Source organism: Rhizobium rhizogenes NBRC 13257, from assembly GCF_000696095.1.
In the GTDB taxonomy this organism is placed as follows: Bacteria; Pseudomonadota; Alphaproteobacteria; order Rhizobiales; family Rhizobiaceae; genus Rhizobium; species Rhizobium rhizogenes.
Map to the genome: position 1 here is coordinate 465,165 of NZ_BAYX01000004.1, position 24,127 is coordinate 489,291.

Sequence of the window (24,127 nt, forward strand, 5' to 3'; positions counted from 1 at the left end):
ACAATTTTCCAGTCTTTCGCAACTGCGAAAGAGATCAAGAGGCGCGATCAGAGCGCCTTTTCGAGTTCCGGCAGCGCCTCGAAGAGATCGGCGACGAGGCCATAGTCGGCGATCTGGAAGATCGGGGCTTCTTCGTCCTTGTTGATGGCAACGATGACCTTACTGTCCTTCATGCCGGCCAGATGCTGGATGGCGCCGGAGATGCCGCAGGCGATGTAGAGCTGCGGTGCGACCACCTTGCCAGTCTGACCCACCTGCCAGTCGTTCGGCGCGTAGCCGGCATCGACGGCCGCGCGCGATGCGCCGACGGCGGCACCGAGCTTGTCGGCGACGGGAAGGATGACTTCGCGGAACTTCTCGGCGGAACCAAGCGCACGACCACCGGAGATGATGATCTTCGCCGAGGTCAGTTCCGGACGGTCGGATGAGGACAGCGCATCACTGACGAAGCTGGAAAGACCGGGATTGGCAACCGCGGCGATCGCCTCGACGGCAGCTGAGCCGCCTTCCGGGGCAGATGCGAAGGACGCCGTGCGAACGGTGATCACCTTCTTCGCATCGCTCGACTGCACCGTCTGAATGGCGTTGCCGGCATAGATCGGGCGCTTAAAGGTATCGGCGGAGACGACCTCGGTGATCTCAGAGATCTGGGCGACGTCGAGCAAGGCTGCGACACGCGGCAGCACGTTCTTGCCGACCGACGTGGCGGCCGTGATGATGGTGTCGTAGCTTGCGGCCAGCGATACGATCAGATCGGCCAGTGGTTCGGCGAGGTTGTTGGCCAGCTCGTCGCTTTCGGCCAGCAGCACCTTGGAGACGCCGGCAAGCTTTGCAGCGGCATCGGCGGCAGCCTTGGCACCCTTACCGGCGACAAGGATATGCACGTCACCACCAATCTTGGCGGCAGCCGTCAGCGTCTTGGCGGTCTGGTCGGAAAGGCTTTGATTGTCGTGGTCAGCCAGAAGAAGAATGGCCATGATGATTGTCTCCCTTTCCTGTCCTTAAAGCACGCCGGCTTCGGTCTTGAGCTTCTCGACGAGTTCGGCGACCGAACCCACCTTGATGCCCGCCTTGCGGCCGGACGGCTCTTCCGTCTTCAGCACTTTCAGGCGCGGCTCGGTCGAGACGCCGAAATCGGCCGGTGTCTTCTTGTCGAGCGGCTTCTTCTTCGCCTTCATGATATTGGGCAGCGAGGCATAGCGCGGCTCGTTGAGGCGAAGGTCGGTGGTGACAACGGCCGGAAGCTTGATCTCGATGGTTTGCAGGCCGCCATCGACTTCGCGGGTCACTGTTGCCTTGCCGTCGCCGATCTCGATTTTCGAGGCGAAGGTCGCCTGTGCCGAGCCCAGGAGGGCCGCCAGCATCTGGCCGGTCTGGTTGCTGTCGTCATCGATCGCCTGCTTGCCGACGATGATCAGGCCTGGCTGTTCGGCGTCTGCTACACCCTTCAGGATCTTGGCGACGGCCAGCGGTTCGACGGCATCATCGGTCTCGACCAGGATCGCCCGGTCGGCGCCCATGGCGAGTGCGGTGCGCAGCGTCTCTTCAGCCTTGGCAGGCCCGATCGAGACGACCACGACTTCCTCAGCCTTGCCGGCTTCCTTCAGCCGCAGCGCTTCCTCGACCGAGATCTCGTCGAACGGGTTCATCGACATCTTGACGTTGGCAAGCTCAACGCCAGTCCCATCCGGCTTCACACGGATCTTCACGTTGTAATCAACTACCCGCTTCACGGGGACCAGAATCTTCATGGAATCCTTCCTTCAACACTGCGCTCTAGACCATGGCCTGTTTAGCGCCGTTCCGTTTGTCGAATGGCGACATGGATACGCGTTTTTTTCCCAATTACAACGCTTCCATGCCGCAGACAGGCAAATTGCTTTAGGGGTGTAAATAACGTTTACGTTAACGTCAATATGATCACCCGGTACGAGGCATAATTTGCCTTGTTACCGATTCTTGCCGGGAACCCAGAGTACATCGGCGCGGCCGCGATCATTGGCATGGCGCGCGGCGACAAACAGGAAGTCCGAGAGGCGGTTGACGTATTTCAATGCCGCCGGGCTGACGCGCTCGCTCGTGGTGCGCGACAGCGCCACCATCAGCCGCTCGGCGCGTCGCGCGATGGTGCGGGCAAGGTGGAGATGGGCGGATGCGGGGCTGCCGGCAGGCAGGACGAAGGAGTTCAGCGGTTCGAGACCGGCATTCAGAGCATCGATATCATGTTCGATACGCGACACCTGATTGTCGATGATGCGCAGCGGCTCGTAGGGAAGCGGTTCATCGGTTTCCGGCGCCGAGAGATCGGCGCCGAGATCGAACAGATCGTTCTGGATACGCATCAGCATGGCATCGAGCTCGGGCATATCGGCCGTATGCAGCCGGGCAACGCCGATCACGGAATTGGTTTCGTCGATGGTGCCGTAGGATTCGACGCGCAGATCGTGCTTCAGCCGGCGTGGGCCGGAAACGAGGCCGGTCGTGCCGTCGTCACCGGTCTTGGTGTAGATCTTGTTGAGCTTGACCATCTTGATCCCGCAATCAGGCCGGACGGCCGCCGCCGGTCAGCCACAGCGTCAGCATGATCAGGATGACGGCGACCGCCTGGAGCAGCACGCGAAGCTGCATCAGCCGGTTGGAGAGATTGGGGTTATCACCCTTCATCATGTTGAACAGGCCGCGAATGAGGACGAGCACGACAAGGCCCATGACAATGATGGCGGCGATATAGGTAAATGTGGACATGGCTCTCCTCCGTCCCCGTCTTTTAATCCAGCCGGCGCATCAGACGATAGAAAAGGTTAGCCGGCAACAGCCTTTTCAGAAGAACGCCCTGTTTGGCAGGGGTGGTCACGAGATAGTGCGGACGCGGATTTTTCGCATTCAAGGCGGATTTTAACACGTCATAGACGGCTTCGGATCCCAATTTATGCTTGTTGACCGGACCTGTGCCATTCAGTCGCGCCAGCTGCCGCCGGTATTCGACGGCATGGGCCGAATGTTTGAGATCGATATGTTCCTCGATCTTGGCGAGTGCATTGGCGGTGAAGCGCGTGGCGATCGGGCCGGGCTCGATCAGGCTGACATGGATGCCGCTATCCTGCAGCTCCATCCTGAGCGTGATCGTCAGCCCCTCCAGCGCGAATTTCGAGGCCGTATAGGCGCCACGGAAGCGATAGGGAATGAGGCCGAGAATGGAGGAGCAATTGACGATGCGGCCCTGACCTCGAGCGCGCATCAGCGGGATCACCTGCCGCGTCAGCTCATGCCAGCCGAAGAAATTTGTCTCGAACTGCTCGCGCAGCACATCAGTGGAGAGGTCTTCCACCGCGCCCGGCTGCCCATAGGCGCCATTATTGAACAGGGCGTCGATGCGGTCGCCGGTCCGTTCGCGGACTGTCGCGACCAGCGACGAGATCGTGTCAGGTCGAGAGTAATCCATCAGCAGCGTTTCGATACCGTCAGCCTCGAGCGGGCCGAGGTCGACCTCCTTGCGCACGGTCGCGAAAACCCGCCAGCCATCGGCCTTCAGCGCCCGGGCGCAATAAGCGCCGATGCCGGAGGAGCAGCCCGTCACGATGATGGTGCGTTGATCTGCCATGGAATGATTCCTGTACAAAGTGGGAGTCGTTTCCCATATTCAGGAGCCCGATACAATCGACAACCGGTGGATGAGGACCGGGAGCAAGCGGAGATGGAATGCCGACATTCGTGCGTGCGCTTTACAAGGTCGTCTACGATGCAGTGTTCCATTTCGTCGAGGACGATGGGTTCGCCATGGCGAGCCATGTTGCGCTTTCAACGCTGCTGGCGGTTTTCCCGTTTCTGATCTTCGGCACCGCGCTTGCGAGCTTCCTCGGCGCCAGCCAGTTTTCCTCGACCGCCGTGCACCTGATTTTCGACACCTGGCCGGAAGCGATCGCCAAGCCGGTGGCCGATCAGGTGGTGCAGGTGCTGACCATTCCGCGCGGCGGGCTGCTGACGATCTCGGTGCTGGCGGCCGCCTATTTCGCCTCCAACGGTGTCGAGGCGCTGCGCATTTCGCTCAACCGCGCCTATCGCGTGCCGGAAACGCGGCCGTGGTATTTCAACCGCCTCGCCAGCCTCGGCTATGTGCTGATCGCGGTTCTGATCTTTGCGCTTCTGAGCATTCTGCTTGTCGCCGTGCCGCTGGCGCTGAATTATACGCGGCAGTGGCTGCCAGGGCTCGCCGATATCCTAGACGTCGTTTTCAGCTGGCGAATCTACGGCACCATCTTCCTGTTGGTGGCGGGGCTGCTAATCCTGCATCTGTGGCTGGCGGCGGGGCGGCGGCGATTGTTCGACGTCATCCCCGGCGTCTTCCTGACCCTGGTCTTCTGGTCGATCGGGGCGCTGCTCTTTGCCTATTATCTCTCGACCTTCGCCAATTACACCGCCACCTATGCCGGCCTCGCCTCGGTGATGATCGTCTTGATCTTCCTCTATATGCTCGCGGTGATCTTCATCATGGGCGCGGAGATCAATGCGGCGTTGATGAAGTTCAAGGTGCGGCGCCTGCTGTTCGGCAAGGTGGCTGGCCCGCAAGTCGACAAGCCAGACGTCGACAAGCAGCAATCAGAGGCCGATGCGGCGGCGAAGCTGCGCCGGTGACAGGCCTTGCCGGCGCCATTCGGCGATGCCGGTGTCGCCCTGGCTCTTCGACAGCTTCCGACCGTCGTCGCCGAGGATCAGCCGGTGATGGTGGTAGAGCGGCTCCGGCAGGCCGAGCAAGCTTTGCAACAGGCGGTGGATCGAGGTGGCGTGGAAGAGGTCGAGACCACGCACGACATGGGTAATGTCCTGTGCCGCGTCGTCGACGACCACGGAGAGATGATAGCTCGACGGCGCATCGGAACGCGACAGCACGACATCGCCCCATGCAGCGGGATCGGCAAGGATATCGCCCGTCTCGCTATCGCCGCTTTCACGCCACTGGAGCGGCTGGTTGACCTCGGCGATAGCTTTCTCCATGTCGAGCCGCCAGGCGTGCTTGAGGCCGGCGTCCAGCAATCGCTGCCTCTCAGAGACACTGCGCTCGCGATCGTCGGGTGGATAAAGAGGCGTGCCGTCCGGATCGCGCGGCCAGGGCTTGCCGCTTGTTTCACCCGCCGCGACCCGCGCCTTCACCTCGCCGCGCGTGAGAAAGGCGGGATAGACGAGGCCGCGGTCGATCAGCGACTGCAAGGCGCTCTGATAGGCTGGGAAATGCTGGGACTGCCGGCGCACCGGCTCCTCCCATGAAAGACCAAGCCAGCGGAGGTCGGTTAAAATCCCCGTTTCGAAATCGGGTGTACAGCGGGCCTGATCTATGTCCTCGATGCGCAGGAGAAAATCGCCGCCGGCCTTGATTGCCAAGTCGTGATTGAGGATCGCCGACAGCGCATGGCCGAGATGCAGCGGGCCGTTCGGGCTCGGTGCAAAGCGGAATCTCGGCTTTTGACGGGGAATCGCGATCATGCTTTCTTCTGCCACGAATTTTAATCCCGGACCATGAGACGCCATGCACATCATTCGCGATGAAGACGATATCAGGCAAGGACTGGCGGCGCTGGTCGAGCTTGATCCACGCCTGCGGCAGATTGTGTCAGAGGCTGGCCCGGTGCCGCTGCGCCTGCGCGAGCCGGGCTTCGAGGGGCTGGCCCATATCATCGTCTCACAGGTTGTGTCGCGGGCAAGCGCGGACGCGATCTGGGGGCGGATGATGGCGAGGCTCGGCCGGGTGACGGCCGAGGCCTATGCGGGGCTGGAGCCGGATGCCTGGCGGGTTTTCGGGCTGTCGCGAATCAAGGCGGACACGCTGGCGCGGGTTGCCGATGCGGTTGTCGAAAGCCGAATCGATCTGTTGTCGTTGAGTGCTGAAAGTCCGGAAAAGGCGCTGTCCGAACTGACGTCGATCAAGGGGATAGGGCCGTGGACGGCGGAGGTCTACCTGATGTTTTGCGGCGGTCACGCAGATGTGTTCCCGGTCGGCGATGTCGCCCTGCAGGCGGCCGTTGGCATGGCGTTCGGCCATGAGATCAGGCCTCTGCCGAAGCTTTTGGCCCGGGAAGCGGCGGTCTGGGCGCCCTGGCGCTCGGTCGCGGCCCGGCTTTTCTGGGCTTATTATGCCGTCAAGACCCGGCGCGACGCGCTGCCTATCGATTAATCGGTGGGTCTCATAGATCAGCCTCTTTTCACTGAATTTATTGGACTTCACAATCCTGTAACAACCGGCCTAATATACAGGTGCAGATGCCGAATCGATCAGGAGGGTTCCTTGACGATTGCAGTCTCCCCGCAGTCCTTACCGGCGCTCGTGCTGAACGCTGACTATAGACCGCTGAGTTATTACCCCTTGTCGCTCTGGTCCTGGCAGGACGCGATCAAGGCGGTTTTCCTTGACCGTGTGAATATCATCGCCGAATACGATCAGTGCGTATCGTCGCCGAGCTTCTCGATGCGGCTGCCGAGCGTTGTCTGCCTCAAGACTTACGTTCAGCCGTCCCGCAACCCGGCCTTTACCCGGTTCAACGTCTTCCTGCGTGACCGGTTCGAGTGCCAGTATTGCGGCACCCATGACGACCTGACCTTCGACCATGTCATCCCGCGCGCCCATGGCGGCGAGACGACGTGGCAGAACGTCGTGGCAGCCTGCTCGCCATGCAACCTGCGCAAGGGCAGCAAGCTGCCGAAGCAGGCGGGCATGTTCCCGGCGCAGAAGCCATATCAGCCGACGGTGCAAGACCTGCACAATAACGGCCGGCTGTTCCCGCCGAACTATCTGCACGACAGCTGGCTCGACTATCTCTACTGGGATACGGAACTGCAGCCTTAAAATACCTTCTCTCCGCTGGAGAGAAGGGGCTATGCAGCCTTCTTCACGCCCACAAAGGCAATCACCGCAAGAATCACGCTGGCGACGACGTTCCAGCCCGCCATCGAGATGCCGAGGACGCGCAGGGCGGCTTCCGTGCAGGAGGGCCCCTTGATGGTGCTGAGTTCGTTCAGGAGGTCGCCGGCATTCTGTGTCATGCTGCTGGCCGAGGTGGAGCAGGTCGTGGGACCGGCCCAAAAGTGCCATTCGACGCCGGCGTGATAGACGCCGATGCCGCCGCCGACCACCATCATCAGGCCGGCGATCGCCAGCAGCGTGCGGGTGATCCAGGAGGGCAGGCGAAGGATGGCCGTTAGGGCTGCGACGATTGCGACGGGAATGCCGTAGTAATAGGGCTGGCGCTGCTCCAGGCAGAGCGCGCAGGGGATATAGCCGCCAATATGCTGGAAGCCAAGCGCCGAGCCGACAACGATGATCATGCCGATCGCGAGCAGTGCCGAATAACCAAGGCCGGCGCGAGAGGAGGTCAAAGTCTGGGACATCAGGGGGCTCCGTGGTCAGTTTGCCAGAGCAAAATGGAAGATGCCGTAAAGGGCGATGAGAATGCCGGCGGCGACCATGGTGATTTGGCCGAGGCGTTTCTCGATGAAGTGGCGGATCGATTCGCCGTAGCGGCGCAGCAGGAAGGCGAGGAAGAAGAAGCGCGCGCCACGCGCGACGATGGCCGAGATGATGAACAGGCCGAGATCGATGTGAGCGACACCGGACAGGATCGTCACCACCTTGATCGGCGGAAGGTGCGCAAGGCCCGAGGTAACCAGCAGCAAAACAATCCATTCGTAGGTGACGCCTGCGCTCATCTGGTTGAAGGCGTCGAGCTTGCCGTAGAATTCCAGGATCGGCTTGGCGATGGTCTCGAAGGCGTAGTAGCCGAGCGCCCAGCCGGCGATGCCGCCGAGCACGGAGGCGATGGTCGCTGTCAGCGCATAGCGCCAGGCCCGTTCGGGCTTTGCCAGCGACATGGGCAGGAACAGGACATCCGCGGGGACAAGAAAGACGGAGCTTTCGACGAAGGCGATAACGGCCAACCAGACTTCCGCCGATTTGCGGCCGGCCAGCGACATGGTCCAATCGTAGAGTCTACGTAGCATGGTACCCCCTTTTGCTGCGTTGCACACCTTTAGGGACGAGGATTGTGGCTGTAAATGGCCGCAAGCTTGGGCGGGCAGCACAAAGTCAAAATTTTTCGTGAAGCCGGGGTGATCGGCGTCGCTGCGTTTTTGTTTAGTGTTTTCTTATGTTTCGGGTTTTGGATACCGTGCCAATGACGGTTTTTGCAGTCTCCGTGTTCAGTCTCTATCCATGTCTGTGACGAATTATTCAAAGAAAATAAATATTTCTGGGTAATCCATGTTATGCTGGGGCAATAATTAGAATAATCATGCAAGGAGAATTTAGATGAGGCGGTTTAATTTATTTTTCACCGGACGACAGTACGCGATTTTCTTCATCGAAACATCGGTTATATCCGCCGGTATTGCTCTCATGCTCATTGCTAATCTTCCTGTGATTCACTGAATTCTGTTGATCGCTGCCCAGCTGGGTGGCGCCTGTTGCATGGCTGACACCCTTATCACATGTACCCTACCGTGCTTTGGAACTTTTTCTGCATCCAAGGGTTTATGGTTCGTGATGTGGAGGAGTATCGCTATGAGCAATGATTTCAATAGACCAAATCCAGACCTCGGAACGCCGCCGCTGTCACGCCGCCCGCCCTGGGCATCGTGGCTGGTTATCTTGGCGGCGGCTGTTATAGCCGCATTGGCGTGGAACTTCTGGCCTCACACAAGCTCGATGGAAGCAACAGCTCCGTCGTCTCAGACCACAACGACCCAGCCGCCTGCGACGACACAGCCACCGGCAACGTCAACGCCGCCCGCGACGGCACCTGCTCAGCAGTAGAGAAAGCCCGCCAGCAATGGCGGGTTTTCCATCCGCAGATCCCGGCCGTAACTTGAGGGAGCGCTTCGTTGTTTCAAGGTATGGCCGGGTTCTTGCGTGCATGTTCAATGAGTTACGCTGATATAAAAGTTAATGTGAAATTAAAGTAAAATGTTCCCAGAAAACCGTGCTATGAAGGCTCTCATAGGAAACGGTTTCCGCTTTTGTGCGAAAGTGAAATCGTCTTCTTTTCTCTTGGCATGCAACGATACGTAAGAGCCGTCAGCGATGACGGCGGACGCCATTATGATATTCGTGATGAAAGCCTTGCCCAACCGACCAGCAACTCAAACGGAGGATGCAGATAATGCCAGTCCATATCGCTCCAACCTTGAAAACCCGCAAGGGATTCAGGTGCAAGATCAGCGAAAAGACCGACACGGTGTTTCGCGAGATCACCACAGGCAAAGTCCCCCAACGGCTGGAGAAGGCGGCACTTCTTAAAGCTCTGCGTATAGAGCGGGAACGGCCGACACGCCCGCAGCGTCCGCTTTGACGACCTCGTTGAGGTGGCCACTGACGGTCGCTTGAAAAACTTGCTCAGCCAATTGAATGCTCTCATCAGAAGCCCGCTTCCGGCGGGTTTTCTTTTGCGTGAAATTTGGCTGTCCGGCCATCAAACGCGGCCGCATTTTTTGCCTTGCTCAGGTCGTTCTGTTTCACCGGCGAGAGCAACCGGACCGAACTCAAAGTTACAACATGTCGCCGAGGGTCCAATGGTTGTTCCATCGCACGTCGATCTCGTCATCGACATTCTGGTATCTGATGTCGGTGGAGAGGCGCAGTCGTTGTTCTCTATCCTGATTGGTCGTCGAGGCGTGGATCATGAACGGCGAGTGGAGCATGATGTCGCCTGCCTCATAATTTGCGGCGAGCCAGCGCGTGTTGAACCGCTCCGCCATGTCCGGCAGGTCCTTTGAAACCCAGCCGCCTTCCGTCATATTGCTATTGTAAGCGCTCACTTGTTCTTCGGGACTGAGATCCTTGTTGCACTCGCTAAATTCGCGCTCCATCTTCAGGCCAATCGCGTGCGATCCTTCGAGGTAAACCAGGCCGCCCATGTCGATGGGAGTGTCGCCGATCGGAATCCATGCCGTTACCACTCGGCTCGTGCCCCCACGCAAGTAGACAAGATCATAATGCGCCGGCGTTGCGGTCGCTGTTCCCGGCCGGGTAAACCGCATGATCTTGCGTTTGTGCAGGTAGGAAATGCCCGACAGGAATTCATCCATAAAGTGAGCGATTCGAGGCTGCGCACAGAAGCCCTCATATGTCGTGGAGCGAACCAGGGACATGAGGCAGCGATCCGCCGCGCTATATTCCCGCCCTGCTGCCGATGCGATCCCATGTCGAGGATCCGTGCCTTGCTCGATCAGGCCTATTTTCGCCAGATGAGCAAAGACCCAGCCCCGGAATTCGATGACCTCGGTTCGCGGCAAGAAGCCCTTCAGCCATACGTAGCCGTTCTCCTCATAGAGGCGACGGATCGCCTCGACGCCTATATTCGGATCGGTGGGGGTCAAATACCCGAACCGCTCCGCGGTCATCGACAGGGTCTTTCCGTTTGCGGTAAGGGACAACCTTTCCTCGTCTGGCTGCGTAATCTGTCTCGAAATTGACATTTCACTCGTCCGATGCTTGAGCTTGTTGTATCGAGAACCTAGCAAATGATGGCAATTACTCACATGGAGGAAAGCCATACTGGACTTTTCGCTCGTCATGAACTCAACGGAAGCAATCTATCGGTCCTCCCTTGCCGCCGCCGGTGGGCTTGCCGTCATCGGCAGCGGACGGCAGCATGTCACTCATGCGGTCAAATGCCGGAAGTTGCCGAGTCATGCGGTTGTTCTGGTGGAGCAGGGCCGGGGTTTTATCGAGACCGATGCCTGCGGCCGGCGGAGCGTCGAGGGGCCAGCCCTTTTCTGGCTGTTTCCAAACCGCCAGCATTCCTATGGTCCGGATGCCGACGGCTGGAGCGAGCGATGGGCGCTTTTCGAAGGCTCTTTCACGCGCGACTTCGTGCGGTTGCGACTCTTCAGCGAACGCGATCCGGTCGTAGCACTTCGGAATCTCGACCCGATGCAGCGCCTCTTCCGCAATCTTCACGCCGATCTGCTGGACGATAAGAGCCTTGGAAGGGCATCCGCCGCGCTGGCTCTGCACCAGATCGTCGTCCTGGCGGCAAGGCAGGCAAGTCGTGCCACGCCTTTGCGTCACGATACGACCGATATCGCGGAGATCGTCGAAGCGTTGCGGAAAAGGACAATGCAGCCGCTGGACCTGGCCGCGTTCGCCGCCGAGCATGGGATGTCGACTGCCACACTGCGCCGGAAATTTATCGAAGAAACCGGTCTGCCGCCAAAGGCGTTTCAGCTTCGGATGCGCGTGGATCACGCCAAGGAGCTCCTGGCGACAACGGCTGAAACGATCGAGATCATCGCCGCCGCAGTCGGAATCAAGGACCCCTTCTATTTTTCGAGACTGTTCCACGGGCGCGAAGGCTGCACGCCGAGCGAATTCCGGGCGCGGTATATGAGAGGCTGAGCGGTTGGGATGACTCGCCCAGTTCCTCTTTCATCGCCTATCGATATGGTCTCGAACGATGCCATGTCTTGCTGAAGGCAAAGAGCGGAAAACCTGGGTGAATTTGATGAAAATTCTGGATGGTGGTGCCCCATGCCGGAGTCGAACCAGCACTTCTTTCGAAACTCGATTTTGAGTCGAGCGCGTCTACCAATTCCGCCAATGGGGCAACGTATCCTGACGAGGCGGGTGTCTAGCATGTGATCGCCCGGGCGCGCAAGACGGCTGGCGAAGGAATGCAGGTGTTTTCCGGTACTTGAGATATGGCCCATGGCGCACAGGGTGCCATGGGCCGTTTTGTTGGCGGGACGCCCCCGCCTCAGTGCGCCATTGCCGGAGCTCTATCCGTCGAGCCGGGCTTGCTGATGGTCAGTGCCAGGATCGCGGCGAGCACGCAGAAGGCGCCGGCGACGAAGAAGGCGGGGAGGTAGGTGTTGAGCTCGGTGCGGGTCAGGCCGGCGCAGAAGGCGGCGGTGGCGGCGCCCAGCTGATGGGCGGCAAACACCCAGCCGAAGACGAGGCCGGCCTTTTCGCGGCCGAAGCGGTCGGCAGCGATCTTGACGGTTGGCGGCACGGTGGCGATCCAGTCTAGGCCGTAGAAGACGGCGAAGATTGACAGGCCGTAGAAGGTGAAATTGCTGAAGGGCAGATAGACCAGCGACAGGCCGCGCAGGCCGTAATACCAGAAGAGCAGCCAGCGATTGTCGAAGCGGTCGGAGAGCCAGCCGGAGCCGATGGTGCCGAAGAAATCGAAGATGCCCATGACCGCCAGCACGCTGGCGGCGGCCACCGGCACGATGCCGAAATCGCCGCAGAGCGTGACGAAATGCGTCTGGATCAGGCCATTGGTGGAGAGCCCGCAGATGAAGAAGGTGGCGGCGAGGATCCAGAAGGTCGAGCTTGTCGAGGCTTCCTTCAGGATAACGATCGGTGAGGCGAGCGCCGCCTTCAGGCTCTTGGTGGCGGGCGGCGGTGGCGTGACGTGGATCTCGCCGACGAGCGGCAAGTTAATGTCCGAAGGCCGGTCGCGCATCAAGAGCAGCACGATCAGGGCTGCGACGACGATCATGCCGCAGACGAAAATCACGGTGGTGCGCCAGCCATAGCGCGTCGTCAGCTCGGCCATCAGCGGCAGGAAGACGAGCTGGCCGGTGGCGGAGCTTGCCGAGAGCATGCCGATGACGAGGCCGCGATGCTTGGTGAACCAACGCGTCGAGACCGTGGCGGCGAGCACCATGGCGGTGAGGCCAGTGCCGAAGCCGACGATGATGCCCCAGCAGAGCAGCAACTGCCAGACTTGCGTCATGAACAGCGAGCCGATGAAGCCGACGCTGATGGTGGCGAGCGCAAAGACGATGACCTTGCGGACGCCGAAATAATTCATGAAGGCGGCGGCGAAAGGACCCATGAGGCCGAACAGCACCAGGCGGACGGCGAGCGCGGAGGAAATGGACGACGTGCTCCAGCCGAACTCGTCTTCCAGCGGCTTGATAAGCACGCCGGGCGCGCCCATGGCACCGGCGGTGACGAGCATGGTGAGGAAGGTGGCACCGACGACGACCCATCCGTAATGGATGTTGCGGCGGGCCAGCGTTGAGGCGAGGACTGTGGAGACCATGGGATGCGTTCCAGTGGGGTTTCGTGTTTGGGCGTTCAAGATCGGGAAAAATCAGCGGCTGCCAGCCTGAAAAGAGTCGGTGATGTCATATTCGCTCGTATCGCAATGCCCTTCTCCCGGCTTGAACGATTGTGCAAAGGCATTTAGATGATCATGATCATATTTGTTGCATATTCATGATGGTCATCATATAAATTGTCAATCAAGAATTATTGAAGCTCTGATGGAGTTTTTTGATGAGAGTGAGCCGCGAAAAATTCGCCGAGAACCGTGAGAAGATCCTTGCCGTCGCGGGCGATCTTTTTCGCGAAAAGGGTTTTGACGGTATTGGCGTCGCCGACATCATGAAGGCGGCCGGGCTGACGCATGGCGGCTTCTACGGTCATTTCGAATCCAAGGATGAGCTCGCCTGCGAGGCTAGCAAGGCGCTGGTGTCGCGCTCGCTGGAGCGCTGGAAGCATGTGGTCGACGGTGCGCCGGACGAGCCGCTGGAAGCGCTGCTCGCGCATTATCTTTCGCATCGCAATGTCGTGGAGCATGCGACCGGCTGCGTCTTCGCGGCGCTGACGCAGGAAGTCAGCCGTCATGGCCCGAAAATGCAGTCAACCTTTACCGGCGGCCTGATGGGCATGGCGGCGATCCTCGAGGAGATCACACCCGGCGAAACGCAGGAGGAGCGCCGCCGCAAGGCGCTTGTCAGCCTTTCGGCCATGGTCGGTGCCGTCATCCTGGCGCGCGCTATGGACAATCCCGAGCTATCGCAGGAATTCTTGGCCGCCACCCGGCAGGAGCTAACGCCCGCACCGGAGAGCGGCAAGGAATGACAACGGTTTAGTCGCGGAAGGCGAGGAGCCCGTTGGCTTCGACGATCTCGGTGATCTTGCCGTCGGGAGCGACCTCTCGCAATTCGGCCCGGAGTGCGGCCTCGAAATCCGCCAGCTTGTCGCCAAGCGCTTGCGGCGAGGTGGAGGACATCGAGAAGACGCGGCCGACGATGTCTTCGATATCGCGTACATATTCCCTGACGATGCCGATGCGCTCGAGGTTGCGGAAGGGCGAAGCGAGCAGCATGGTTTCATGCGGCGCCCAGGTCTTGCCCTTGCGCAACAGGCGCTCCTCGTGCCGCTCCGGCGAAAAAGTTTCCGCCAGTTTTTCGACGATACCGCGCCAATCCGGGCTCGCCAGTATCGTCTTGTCGTGGAACAGCACGACCGCGCCATCAGGCTCGATCAGTTGGTCCAGTGCCGCAAGCGTGGCCGGGCGATCCATCCAGTGGAAGGAGCGGCCCATGATGCAGAGGTGCAGCTTGCCGATATCCGGCCCGAGATCATAGGAAGACCCTTGGCGGACGGTGATCCCGACGCCGGCTTCCTTCGCGCCGGCTTCGGCGGCGGCAAGCATTTCCGGCTCCGGGTCCATGGCGGTGACAGTGGCACCCTCAAGCCGCGCAAAGGCAATCCCAAGCTGGCCGGGACCGCAGCCGAGATCAAGCACATGGTCGCCGGCCTTCAGGCTGCTGCGCTCGGCAACGCGGGCGATCAAGGTGTCCGGATAGGGAATGCGATAGCGCAGGTAATAGGCCGCGGTGGATTGGAAACGCCGCGCTTCGAAGGGCATGGTGGGCATGGGTGGATCCTCGGGGGTAGGGAGGCTTACCCTGTTATGACTCAACTGTGACCGAGGCGTGAAATAACGTTTGCGCGATTTGCCGCGGGCTCAATTCGCTTCGGAGATCGGGATTACCCCTCACCCAATCCGCTCCCCGCATTAACGGGGAGCGGATTGGGTGAGGGGCCAGACAGATAGAGGCGGCATCCCTGCCTTTGCCTGGCCAGCTCCAAAATCCTCACTTAAACCCGGCAACCCCGTGCGGGATATAGGGCGATTCCAGTGCCTCGATCTCTTCCGGCGTCAGTTTGACCGCCAGCGAGGCGACAGCATCGGTGATGTGGCCGGGCTTGGAGGCACCGATGATCGGGGCGGTGACGGCGCTTTTCTGCAGGATCCAGGCGGTGGCGACCTGGGCGCGGGCAATGCCGCGAGCTTTGGCGATCACGCCGACGGCCTCGACCACCTTGCGGTCGGATTCGAGCGCCTGGGTGTAGAGCGTCTTGCCGAATTCGTCCGATTCCGTGCGCGCCGTTGCCTCGTCCCAATCACGGGTGAGGCGGCCGCGGGCCAGCGGGCTCCAGGGGATGACGGCGATCTTCTGGTCCTCGCAGAAGGGCAGCATTTCGCGCTCTTCCTCGCGATAGAGCAGGTTCAGGTGATCCTGCATGCTGACGAATTCGGTCCAGCCGTTAAGACGCGAGGTGTAGATCGCCTTGGCGAACTGCCAGGCATACATCGAGGAGGCGCCGATATAGCGGGCCTTGCCGGCCTTGACGACGTCGTGCAGCGCTTCCAGCGTTTCCTCGATCGGCGTCGTGTAGTCCCAGCGGTGGATCTGGTAGAGATCGACATAGTCGGTGCCGAGGCGGCGCAGGCTGTTGTCGATCTCATCGAAGATCGCCTTGCGCGACAGGCCGGCGCCGTTCGGGCCGGGACGCATGCGATTGAACACCTTCGTGGCGAGTACGATGTCTTCGCGGCGGGAAAAGTCCTTGATGGCGCGGCCGACGATCTCTTCCGATGAGCCGTTGGAATAGGTGTTCGCGGTGTCGAGGAAATTGATGCCGGCCTCGATCGCCTGCCGGAGCAGCGGGCGGCTCTCCTCTTCCTTCAGCGACCAGGCATGCGTGCCCTTGTTGGGGTCGCCATAGGTCATGCAGCCCAGGCAGATGCGGGACACTTCAAGACCGGTTTTGCCAAACTTCACGTATTCCATCAATCGTCTCCATCCTGTTCTGGATATCCGATAGGCAGGCGCTCCGCCGTCGCAATGGGGCAGAGTGGATGTGCCATCATAATCAGACTAGCGGAGCAAAGCTCCACCGATTAGCTCAATAATTCGCGATAGGCTTTGAAGCAGCACTAAACAAAGATGGCGCAGTTTGTGGGGATTGCCATACTGGGGCATTCAAACGCAGGCACTGGTTGTGTAACGATGGCGGTTCGAGCAGCCGGAGAGCTTCCATGCGTTTCATTCGATTCTTCCGGGACCGCCGCCCGCTTGCGGCCGCGATCATCGGCCTGGTCCTTGGGCCAGCCATGGTCATGGCCTATCTCGGCAAGGGGCGTCTGGCCGTTGCCTATCTCCTACTCTCCAATCTGGCGGTGTTTTTCGCAGTCTTCGCGCTGCCGCAATTGACCCTGATGGCGGCTGCGGCGGTTGCGGCGGCGTGCTTCCATCTGCTCGGCTGCATCCACGGCTATTTGCTGGCGCGAAGAGGAACGGTCGATTGGCAATATCGCTGGTTCTCCCGCTGGTACAATATCTTCCTGTTTTTCTGGCTGTTGCCGATCGTCGTCGCGCTCCTCATCCGCTCCTTCGTCGCCCAGCCTTTTACAATCCCTTCCGGTTCGATGATGCCGACGTTGACACCGGGTGATTATGCCTTCGTGACAAAATTCAACTACGGTTATGGGCGCTATTCCTTTCCGTACCGGGTCGACTGGATTCCGCTGAAAATGTTCGGCGCGAAGCCCGAGCGAGGCGACGTCGTCCTTTTTGCCTATCCTCCGGCGCCGGAGGTCGACTACGTGAAGCGCGTCATCGGATTGCCCGGGGATCACGTCCAGATGAAGGGTGGAATCCTTTTCATCAACGGACAGGCCGTGCCGCGCGATGCCGAGGGCACGATCACATCGACTTACAGCATGGAGCCGGGTGTGCTTCCCGTCTTCGGCGAGGTTCTGGACAACGGTATCCGCTATCGGACGCTCGATCTCTCGCCGAATTCCCGAGCAGACAATACCGGCGAATACAGCGTGCCCGAGGGACATTATTTCGTCATGGGCGACAATCGCGATAATTCCAACGATAGCCGCTTCGATGTCGGCTTCGTGCCGGAGGCGAATATTTATGGCAAGTTCTGGCTGTTGTTTCACCGCGTCGGGACGAAGACCGGCTGGTCGCTTGTGCGCTAGGCGTGGCGGCTACGCTCGGTGGGACGGGGCTATCCCAATTGTTTTCTTGAATAGCTCGCTTGGGAAGTGCGATCGCCCGTTGACCAAACTTGGCAACCCTTATATGAGTGAGACAGGTCTGTATCATTAAGGGCTTTGCCATGCCGCTACGTGCCGATGCCACCGAGAAGCGCCAACATATTATCAAGACCGCCTATCGCCTGTTCAAGCGCGACGGTTTCCACGCCACGGGGATAGACAAGATCATTGCCGAGGCTGCAGTCGCCAAGATGACTATGTATCGGCACTTCCCAAACAAGGATGGGCTGATTGTCGAGGTTCTGGATTGGCGAGCGGAGCGCTTCAATCGCCAACTCGACCAGCTGACCGGAACATCGATGACGCCATACGAGAAGATCGTGGCGATTCTGGACTGGCACGAACGCTGGTTTGAGAGACTGGATTTCCACGGCTGTCTCTTCCAGCACGCGATTGCCGAGTTCGGAGAGCCTGCTCATGCCGCGTTCGAGGCGGTTGCACGGCAAAAACGCGGCCTGCAACAACGGATGCGGGATATTCTGGCGCAGGATTTGCCCATTGATCGGGCCGAACACGTCGCCACAACCCTGTTCATGTTGATCGAGGGCGCAACGCTGCTCGCCCATATGGGACAAGGCAAAGCAGCAATTGCCAGCGCCCGAAGGGCAGCGGCCGATGTTATGGCATCGGCGGGACCGCCTCAATGAGCGCGGCTGTCATCGGTCTCGCGCTGTCCGCCGCAATCCTGCACGCTACATGGAATGCCTTCTTGCGAAGCGGCGGTGACCGGCTCTGGACCGTGACGGTCATGAGCTTCGCCAGCACGATCGTCGCGCTTCCCTTTGTGTTGATCTATCCCTTACCGGCGTCGGGGGCTTGGCTCTATATCGTTCTCTCGGCTGCCCTTCAGGTGGGATACAGCATCTTTCTCGTCGCGGCCTATCGTTACGGGGAGTTGGGGCAGGTCTATCCGATTGTGCGAGGAACGATCCCGCTGCTGGTGACGGTCGGCGGTTTCATCATCACTGGCGACGAAATCAATTCCTACCAGATTGCCGGCGTCGTCCTTGTTGCTTTAGGGATTATGAGTCTTGCTCTGGGGAAGGGGCGAGCCTCCACCTCATCCATTCTGTTCGCGTTGGTGACAGGGGCAATCATCGCCGCCTATGCGACAGTCGATTCCATCGGAGTGCGTCAAACCGGGCAAAGCGGGGCCTATACGGCTTGGGTGCTTGTGCTCTACGGGGCATTCCTGCTGGTCGCATTCCTCGTTCTGCGTCGGCGGCTCGTCGTCGACTTTCGAGCACCGGATACATGGAAGGCGCTTGGAGGCGGTCTGGTCGCGATGGTTGCCTATGGCGTCATTGTTGCGGCATTCGCCCTCGGGCCGGCCGGCCCGATCACGGCACTACGGGAAACAAGCGTCGTATTCGCTGTTCTAATCGGCTGGCTGTTTCTCGGTGAAGCCCTCGCTGTTCGACGTATCATCGCCTGCGTGATCGTTGCGTCAGGTGCAATCCTGCTCGGGCATTAAACACGACCTTGGCGTGAAACTCTCGATTGGCGCATCAGTTCGTGAAGAGCCTCGAAGTATTGTTCAATAAATAAGGCGATTCGTCCGCTGGGGAGGGTGGCAATCTCAAATGTTTCCTTGAACCCCAAGGGCGACAGGTGTTAGCTGCGCTGCAACATTTTTCCGGAATTCCGCATGAAACTGCCCCCGCGCGACACCTATGAGGCCCTTTACCGTGATTTTCACTGGGAGATTCCGGCGAAATTCAATATCGGGCGTGCGGTCTGCGACGATTGGGCCGAGCGGGAGCCGGAGCGGATCTGCCTCGAACATTTCAGCCCGGATGGCCATCATCTCAGTCTGAGCTATGGCGAATTGCGAGATCGGTCTGCCGCCTTCGCCAATGCTTTGAGGGCGCTCGGTGTTGAGCGGGGCGATCGGGTGGCGCTGCTCCTGCCGCAAAGTTTCGAAACGGTTGTCGCGCATGTCGCGATCTACAAGATGGGCGCGATTGCCCTGCCGTTGGCGCTGCTCTTCGGTGCGGAAGCGCTGGAATATCGGCTGAAGGTCTCGGGCGCCTCGGCCATCGTCACCAACCGGTTCGGCCTCGAGCGGCTGCGGCCGATCCGCGGTCACCTGCCGGAACTGACCCATGTGATCAGCATCGATGGCGGCGAGGACGGGGTGGCCGGCTTTGCCGATCTCGTCGTTGCGCATCCGCCGCTCTTCAAGGTCGCCGATACCGGCCCGGACGATCCGGCGCTGATGATTTTCACCTCCGGCACGACGGGGCCGCCGAAGGGTGCGCTGCATGGCCACCGTGTTCTGCCGGGGCATATTCCCGGCATGCAGTTTGCCCACGAGGGTTTTCCGCGGCCAAGCGACAAGCTCTGGACGCCGTCGGATTGGGCCTGGGCGGGCGGTCTTCTGAACGCGCTGCTGCCAAGCTTGATGCTCGGCGTGCCCGTCGTTTCCTCGCCGGCGCAGAAATTCGATGCTCACACGGCCTTCCGCATCATGGCCGAGATGGGCGTGCGAAATGCCTTTATCCCGCCGACGGCGCTGCGGCTGTTGAAATCGGTCGACAATCCGCGAGCGCTTTATAACCTCAAGCTGCGCACCGTCGGTTCGGCCGGCGAGGCGCTCGGGCGCGAGACCTATGAATGGGCGCGATCCGCCCTCGGCGTGACCGTCAACGAGTTCTTCGGCCAGACCGAGTGCAATTTCGTTCTGTCCTCCAGCGCCGCTTTCGGCGTCAGCCGTGGCGGGGCGACTGGCAAGCCGGTGCCCGGCCATCGCGTGGCGATCGTTGATGCCGAGGGCAGGGAGGTGCCGGTGGGCGAGAGCGGGCAGATCGCCATAAAGCGGCCCGATCCGGTGATGTTCCTCGGCTATTGGCAGGACGAAAAGGCGACGGCGGCGAAATTTGCCGGCGACTGGATGCTGACCGGCGATCTCGGCCGGCAGGATGCGGAGGGCTATATCTCCTTCATCGGCCGCGACGACGACGTCATCACTTCGTCGGGCTATCGCATTGGCCCCAGCGAGATCGAGGATTGCCTCGGCGGTCATCCGGCCGTGCAACTGGCGGCGGCAGTCGGCAAACCGGATGCCGTGCGTACCGAGATCGTCAAGGCCTATGTGGTGCTGGCACCCGGCCACGCGCCGAGCGAGGCGCTGGCCGTTGAAATTCGCGACTGGGTGAAGACCCGGCTCTCCATGCATGAATATCCGCGCGAGATCGAATTCGTCGACGAACTGCCGCTGACGACCTCCGGCAAGGTGATCCGCCGCTTGCTGCGCGACCGGGCCGCCGCCGAGACCGTTGATACGAAAGACTAGCGCTTTGTCAGCGACAAGATCTTCTGGCGCAGCAGCTTCGCCATGTTGCGGGTGCTGCGATACATGTGCAACTGCGCCGCCACTTGCCGCACGTCGCGGTCGCCGTTCTGGGTCAGGCCGATGATTAGCGTGCCCATGTCCTCGCGCTCCTGCCAGAAGCGGCTCATGACGGGATGGTCTGGTGCAGCGCAGGAATCGGAGCGGACGATGTTGGCGTCGTCGAGATGCCATTCCGTCAATTCGCCCAGCAACAGCTTGCCCGGGGAATAGCGAGCATAGTCCTCGTTATAGGCGGTCTTCCAGGTATAGGCTTCGCCGCCCATCATCAGTACGATCATCGAGGCGATCGCCCGGCCGTTGAGGTCGATGGTGTGAATACGCACGGCGTCGACGGCGGCAAGATTGGAAACGGCTTCACGGGCAAAGGCCGCGTGGTGACGGTCGGTCACCAGCGCACTGCGCTTCTTGCCCTTCCAGCCGCTCGCCTCCAGCGCCAGGAATTCCTCCATGCGCTGATGGATCTCGCGCGGCTGGCGGGCGACGGAGTAGACAACCTCGCCGTGGCTTTCCAGCAGGCGCCATTGCCGGCGCATCTCGCGCAGATGCGCGTTCGAGATCGTCCGCTTGAGATAGGCGAGCGCATCGTCGCTGCTGTGGAGCATCGGTCGCCGATAGGGGTTGGCGACGGTCAGCGGCAGGTTGCGGCCGATGGCGACGGCCTTTGCCATCTGCGCGAAACGGCCGTTCAGGCGGATATCGGGCAGCACCAGCATCGTCGGCAGTTGCAGCTCACGCTGGATCAGCGCCTCGAAGAGATTATCGAGCGTTTCGCCAGCCTCCTCGGCATCCACCAGCGGCGTACCGAGCGGACCGAAGGAGTTCGACCAGACGCGAATGATCGACGGGCCGATGGCGAAACCCGGCTTGTCGACGGTAAAGGGCATTAGCAGGCGCATCCGGCTGCGGGCGCCGCTCTGGTCGCGCATCAGCGCAAGGCGGATGTGTCGGTCCTCGAGGCGCGGCATGGCCGGCGCCAGGAAGCGGCCCGAGAAGAAGACGTTCGGCTCCATCGCGCGGTTGGAAAGGAAATCCAGCTCGTCCTGCAGCTCATAGCCGAGCTTGCCGGGATAGAGGCAGAGTTCGCGGCCGGTTCGGCCGACCTCGACGCGGGCCTCGGCTTTGGGCGGCTCGAAATGCAGCGCCGCGAGCGTATGCGTGAGCGCATTCACTTGGCTGTCGGTGCTTTGGGTGAAGGGAGCGCGCGCCATGGTCAGAGTGCCCCGCTGGTTGCTAGTGTCATCGGTCTGCGGATGAGGGCGAAAAGCACGATGCCGAGCGCCCGGCGCACGGCAATGTGCAGCAGCACGGCCTCGACCGCCATGGCGCTCGCCGTGGCGATGGCCGCACCTTCGATCCCGAAATGCGGAATGAGCAGGAGGTTCAGGCCGATATTAGCGACGAGAGCGACAGCATAGAGATAGACACAGAGCATCTGCCGGTCCGCCATCATCAATAGTATCTCGGCCGGGCCCACCAATGCCCTCACAAGAACCCCGGCAAGCAGAATGGCGATCACCACCTGGCCCTGGGTGAAGGCGGCGCCGAACAGCGAGAGCAGGAATTGCCCGGCGGCCAGCACGACAAGGCCGACGGCCAGTGCCGGAAAGAAGGTCCAGCGCGTGGCCTCGGTCGCGTAGGTTGCGAGCTTGGTCCGGTCGTTCTCGGCGATGATGGCGGCAAAGCGCGGGCCGATGGCCGCCTTGACGGCGAAATAAACGAAATGCACCAGCGCCATGATCTTAGCGGCGGCGAAATAGACGGCGACTTGGCTAGGATCAAGGAAGATGCCGACCACGACGACATCGGAATTGGTCAGCAGATAGCCGACGCCCTCGACCAGGAAGACCGGGAAGGCGACGGCGAGCCAGGCGTTGAACTCGATGGTTTTCGGGCCGTTCGGATAGTGACGGCGCAGGCGGAAGGTGACCGCGAGATACTGGCAGAGGACGGTCACGAATGCGGCTGCAAGCGCTGCCATCATGGCGGTGACCGCATCATGCGCGGCGCCGGCGAGGATTGCGGCTAGCATAAAGAGCAGGATCAGCGTCGGGCGGATGAGGAAGGTCGGGCTCAGGGCCATGACCGGCCAATGATTGGCGCGCGCCGTGCCGTCCAGCACGTCGCCGAGCGCGATCATCGGCACGGCGATGAGGCCAAGGAAGATCGGCATCACATAATAGCTTTCCATCATGCCGCTGAAGGCATGAAGTGTCACCATGCCGACCAGCGCCAGTCCGCCGGCAACGGAGAGCACGAAGAGGCGCGCGGTGCGGTTCAGGCCGCGAATGGCGTCGTGATTGCCGCTGGCGTCATATTGCGGCAGGAAACGGATGATGGCGGTCGGGAAGCCGAGGCAGGCGAGATTGCCGAACAGGATCATCAACACCCAGACGAAGACGAAGATGCCGTACTCAAATCGGCCTATCATGCGGGCAAGCGCGATCTGCGAGACGAAGGCGAGGGCGGCACCGGCGATGCGGATGGTAAAGGCGATGAGCGCCATGCGTTGGGAGATGGATTTTTCGTCGGTGCCGGTAAGAAGAGGGGCGAGTTTGCGCAAATATGGCGACAGCACGATCCGCAGCCCGGACGGCAGCATTCTCTCAGCTGTTTGAAAGACCGTCATGATCGTTACGCAATACTTTAAATATGAGCTCAACCTCGCGATAGCTTTGGCAGAGGAGGGTTAAGAATCGGTTCTTATCGCGGGTAAAAATGACATGGGGAGCGGTGTGGTTGTTTACCAAATGCCATTTGGAGGGAGCAGCGATCGGCAGCCATCTCTATTGGTACCCGCGCAAGAATCGGGTGGTCCGTGGTGGGCGCAGCGCACAGAGTCCATGTATCACCAGTGGAGGATCCACATGCTCACGCTTTACGACTATCTGCCGTCACAGAACGGCTGGAAGGCCAGGGTCCTGTTTGGGCTGCTGAACATTCCATACCAGAGCCGCTTGGTGTCGATTTTCGAGGGTGAGGGTCGGACGGATGCCTTTCTCGATCTTAACCCGGCAGGCGGTATTCCCGTTCTTGAACTAGAGGATGGGCGGGCGATCGCTGAATCAAACGCCATCCTTGCTTATCTCGCCGAAGGCACGCCATTTTTCCCGGCGGAGCGCTATCAACGCGCCAAGGTCATGCAGTGGCTGTTCTTCGAGCAATATCATGTCGAGCCGGTCATCGGTACGCTGCGCTTCTGGACGTTGACGGGACGGCTCGAGCTAAATCAGGCCATGGTCGCCGCCAAACGCGCAGCCGGAGCTCGTGCTCTCGCCGCGCTGGAGCGTGGCCTTGCAGATACGCCGTTTCTTGTCGGCAATGAGTTTACGATCGCGGATATTGCGGTCTACGCCTATGGCCACCGAGCGGAGGATTGCGGCTTCGCTCTCACCGATTATCCAGCACTTGCCGCCTGGTTTGATCGCGTGCGGGGGATCATCGGTTCCGGCTATCCGATCTACCCATATAGCGACGATCCGTATTCCGCTGTCTGAGTTCGCTGGGTTTGCTTGCGAACCGGCGCCACGTCGAAGCCGCTAGATTGGGTCATTCTCTGATCGTTGCATAGGCAAAATGCCGCCCGGAGGCGGCATTTTATCGATCGATAGATGGCAATGTCGCTGCAGTT

24 protein-coding genes and 1 tRNA gene are annotated in these 24,127 nt (G+C 60.4%); 10 read left to right on the forward strand and 15 right to left on the reverse strand.

Annotated features, from left to right (window positions below; genetic code table 11):
* Positions 1-47 precede the first annotated feature (47 nt).
* From RRH01S_RS11720 to RRH01S_RS11740, 5 genes are all read right to left on the reverse strand, one after another.
* Entirely contained in the window at positions 48-977 is a 930-nt protein-coding gene (locus RRH01S_RS11720) for an electron transfer flavoprotein subunit alpha/FixB family protein (RefSeq protein WP_012652568.1), read from the reverse strand.
* Positions 978-1,001: 24 nt separating this feature from the next.
* Positions 1,002-1,751, reverse strand: a complete 750-nt coding sequence (locus RRH01S_RS11725) for an electron transfer flavoprotein subunit beta/FixA family protein (RefSeq protein WP_034521550.1) — start codon at positions 1,749-1,751, stop codon at positions 1,002-1,004.
* A gap of 198 nt (positions 1,752-1,949) precedes the next feature.
* Positions 1,950-2,528, reverse strand: a complete 579-nt coding sequence (locus RRH01S_RS11730) for a cob(I)yrinic acid a,c-diamide adenosyltransferase (RefSeq protein WP_034521548.1) — start codon at positions 2,526-2,528, stop codon at positions 1,950-1,952.
* A gap of 13 nt (positions 2,529-2,541) precedes the next feature.
* On the reverse strand, positions 2,542-2,745 hold the full coding sequence (locus RRH01S_RS11735; protein WP_007693648.1) for a twin transmembrane helix small protein: 204 nt from the start codon (positions 2,743-2,745) through the stop codon (positions 2,542-2,544).
* Positions 2,746-2,767: 22 nt separating this feature from the next.
* On the reverse strand, positions 2,768-3,601 hold the full coding sequence (locus RRH01S_RS11740) for an SDR family oxidoreductase (protein WP_034521543.1): 834 nt from the start codon (positions 3,599-3,601) through the stop codon (positions 2,768-2,770).
* A 98-nt stretch (positions 3,602-3,699) separates the two neighbouring features.
* Between RRH01S_RS11740 and RRH01S_RS11745 the strand changes: the two genes are divergently transcribed.
* The gene (locus RRH01S_RS11745) at positions 3,700-4,632 is read left to right on the forward strand and encodes a YihY/virulence factor BrkB family protein (protein ID WP_012652564.1); all 933 of its coding nucleotides are present in this window, start codon (positions 3,700-3,702) and stop codon (positions 4,630-4,632) included.
* Here RRH01S_RS11745 and gluQRS read toward each other — a convergent pair.
* Positions 4,597-5,478 carry a tRNA glutamyl-Q(34) synthetase GluQRS gene (gene gluQRS / locus RRH01S_RS11750; protein WP_042471829.1) on the reverse strand — a complete coding sequence of 294 codons (882 nt, stop codon included), beginning with the start codon at positions 5,476-5,478 and terminating at the stop codon, positions 4,597-4,599. The two genes, RRH01S_RS11745 and gluQRS, sit on opposite strands and share 36 nt — an antisense overlap.
* Before the next feature lie 43 nt (positions 5,479-5,521).
* On the opposite strand from gluQRS, the gene RRH01S_RS11755 reads away from it, so the two are divergent.
* Entirely contained in the window at positions 5,522-6,166 is a 645-nt protein-coding gene (locus RRH01S_RS11755; protein WP_012652562.1) for a DNA-3-methyladenine glycosylase family protein, read from the forward strand.
* Positions 6,167-6,277: 111 nt separating this feature from the next.
* On the forward strand, positions 6,278-6,835 hold the full coding sequence (locus tag RRH01S_RS11760; RefSeq protein WP_007693658.1) for an HNH endonuclease: 558 nt from the start codon (positions 6,278-6,280) through the stop codon (positions 6,833-6,835).
* A gap of 29 nt (positions 6,836-6,864) precedes the next feature.
* On the opposite strand, the gene RRH01S_RS11765 is transcribed toward RRH01S_RS11760, so the two are convergent.
* The 3 genes from RRH01S_RS11765 to RRH01S_RS11785 all read right to left on the reverse strand — a co-directional run bounded on the left by RRH01S_RS11765 (position 6,865) and on the right by RRH01S_RS11785 (position 10,458).
* Positions 6,865-7,377, reverse strand: coding sequence for a disulfide bond formation protein B (locus RRH01S_RS11765; RefSeq protein ID WP_012652560.1), 513 nt, complete (start codon positions 7,375-7,377; stop codon positions 6,865-6,867).
* Positions 7,378-7,392: 15 nt separating this feature from the next.
* Entirely contained in the window at positions 7,393-7,986 is a 594-nt protein-coding gene (locus RRH01S_RS11770; RefSeq protein ID WP_012652559.1) for a YqaA family protein, read from the reverse strand.
* Positions 7,987-9,528: 1,542 nt separating this feature from the next.
* Positions 9,529-10,458, reverse strand: a complete 930-nt coding sequence (locus RRH01S_RS11785; protein ID WP_042471731.1) for a phytanoyl-CoA dioxygenase family protein — start codon at positions 10,456-10,458, stop codon at positions 9,529-9,531.
* Positions 10,459-10,555: 97 nt separating this feature from the next.
* Here RRH01S_RS11785 and RRH01S_RS11790 point away from each other — a divergent pair, with 97 nt between their 5' ends.
* Positions 10,556-11,380 (forward strand): helix-turn-helix domain-containing protein, encoded by an 825-nt coding sequence (locus RRH01S_RS11790; protein WP_012652557.1) that lies wholly within the window; start codon positions 10,556-10,558, stop codon positions 11,378-11,380.
* Between the two features lie 123 nt (positions 11,381-11,503).
* Here the strand turns inward: RRH01S_RS11790 and RRH01S_RS11795 are convergent.
* Together RRH01S_RS11795 and RRH01S_RS11800 are read right to left on the reverse strand one after the other, a co-directional pair.
* A tRNA-Leu gene (locus RRH01S_RS11795) sits at positions 11,504-11,588 on the reverse strand.
* A 150-nt stretch (positions 11,589-11,738) separates the two neighbouring features.
* The gene (locus RRH01S_RS11800; protein ID WP_042471735.1) at positions 11,739-13,037 is read right to left on the reverse strand and encodes an MFS transporter; all 1,299 of its coding nucleotides are present in this window, start codon (positions 13,035-13,037) and stop codon (positions 11,739-11,741) included.
* Between the two features lie 236 nt (positions 13,038-13,273).
* Between RRH01S_RS11800 and RRH01S_RS11805 the strand changes: the two genes are divergently transcribed.
* On the forward strand, positions 13,274-13,861 hold the full coding sequence (locus tag RRH01S_RS11805) for a TetR/AcrR family transcriptional regulator (RefSeq protein WP_007692093.1): 588 nt from the start codon (positions 13,274-13,276) through the stop codon (positions 13,859-13,861).
* 7 nt (positions 13,862-13,868) lie between these two features.
* On the opposite strand, the gene RRH01S_RS11810 is transcribed toward RRH01S_RS11805, so the two are convergent.
* Together RRH01S_RS11810 and RRH01S_RS11815 are read right to left on the reverse strand one after the other, a co-directional pair.
* Entirely contained in the window at positions 13,869-14,663 is a 795-nt protein-coding gene (locus RRH01S_RS11810) for a class I SAM-dependent methyltransferase (protein ID WP_037218854.1), read from the reverse strand.
* 220 nt (positions 14,664-14,883) lie between these two features.
* Complete coding sequence (locus RRH01S_RS11815) at positions 14,884-15,864, reverse strand: aldo/keto reductase (protein WP_012652554.1); 981 nt, start codon at positions 15,862-15,864, stop codon at positions 14,884-14,886.
* Between the two features lie 248 nt (positions 15,865-16,112).
* On the opposite strand from RRH01S_RS11815, the gene lepB reads away from it, so the two are divergent.
* The 4 genes from lepB (at position 16,113) to RRH01S_RS11835 (ending at position 20,439) form a co-directional block, all read left to right on the forward strand.
* A complete protein-coding gene (gene lepB, locus RRH01S_RS11820; RefSeq protein WP_052365202.1) occupies positions 16,113-17,066 on the forward strand; it encodes a signal peptidase I in 954 nt (317 codons plus the stop codon).
* Between the two features lie 140 nt (positions 17,067-17,206).
* The gene (locus RRH01S_RS11825; RefSeq protein ID WP_034521515.1) at positions 17,207-17,791 is read left to right on the forward strand and encodes a TetR/AcrR family transcriptional regulator; all 585 of its coding nucleotides are present in this window, start codon (positions 17,207-17,209) and stop codon (positions 17,789-17,791) included.
* Positions 17,788-18,618 (forward strand): EamA family transporter, encoded by an 831-nt coding sequence (locus tag RRH01S_RS11830; protein ID WP_042471739.1) that lies wholly within the window; start codon positions 17,788-17,790, stop codon positions 18,616-18,618. Before RRH01S_RS11825 ends, RRH01S_RS11830 begins: the two co-directional genes overlap by 4 nt.
* Positions 18,619-18,792: 174 nt before the next feature.
* The gene (locus tag RRH01S_RS11835) at positions 18,793-20,439 is read left to right on the forward strand and encodes an AMP-binding protein (RefSeq protein ID WP_042471743.1); all 1,647 of its coding nucleotides are present in this window, start codon (positions 18,793-18,795) and stop codon (positions 20,437-20,439) included.
* On the opposite strand, the gene RRH01S_RS11840 is transcribed toward RRH01S_RS11835, so the two are convergent.
* A complete protein-coding gene (locus RRH01S_RS11840; protein ID WP_012652549.1) occupies positions 20,436-21,707 on the reverse strand; it encodes a GNAT family N-acetyltransferase in 1,272 nt (423 codons plus the stop codon). The genes RRH01S_RS11835 and RRH01S_RS11840 overlap by 4 nt on opposite strands.
* Before the next feature lie 2 nt (positions 21,708-21,709).
* On the reverse strand, positions 21,710-23,125 hold the full coding sequence (locus tag RRH01S_RS11845; RefSeq protein ID WP_037218851.1) for a lipopolysaccharide biosynthesis protein: 1,416 nt from the start codon (positions 23,123-23,125) through the stop codon (positions 21,710-21,712).
* A 238-nt stretch (positions 23,126-23,363) separates the two neighbouring features.
* On the opposite strand from RRH01S_RS11845, the gene RRH01S_RS11850 reads away from it, so the two are divergent.
* Complete coding sequence (locus RRH01S_RS11850) at positions 23,364-23,993, forward strand: glutathione S-transferase family protein (RefSeq protein WP_042471747.1); 630 nt, start codon at positions 23,364-23,366, stop codon at positions 23,991-23,993.
* Positions 23,994-24,127: the final 134 nt, after the last annotated feature.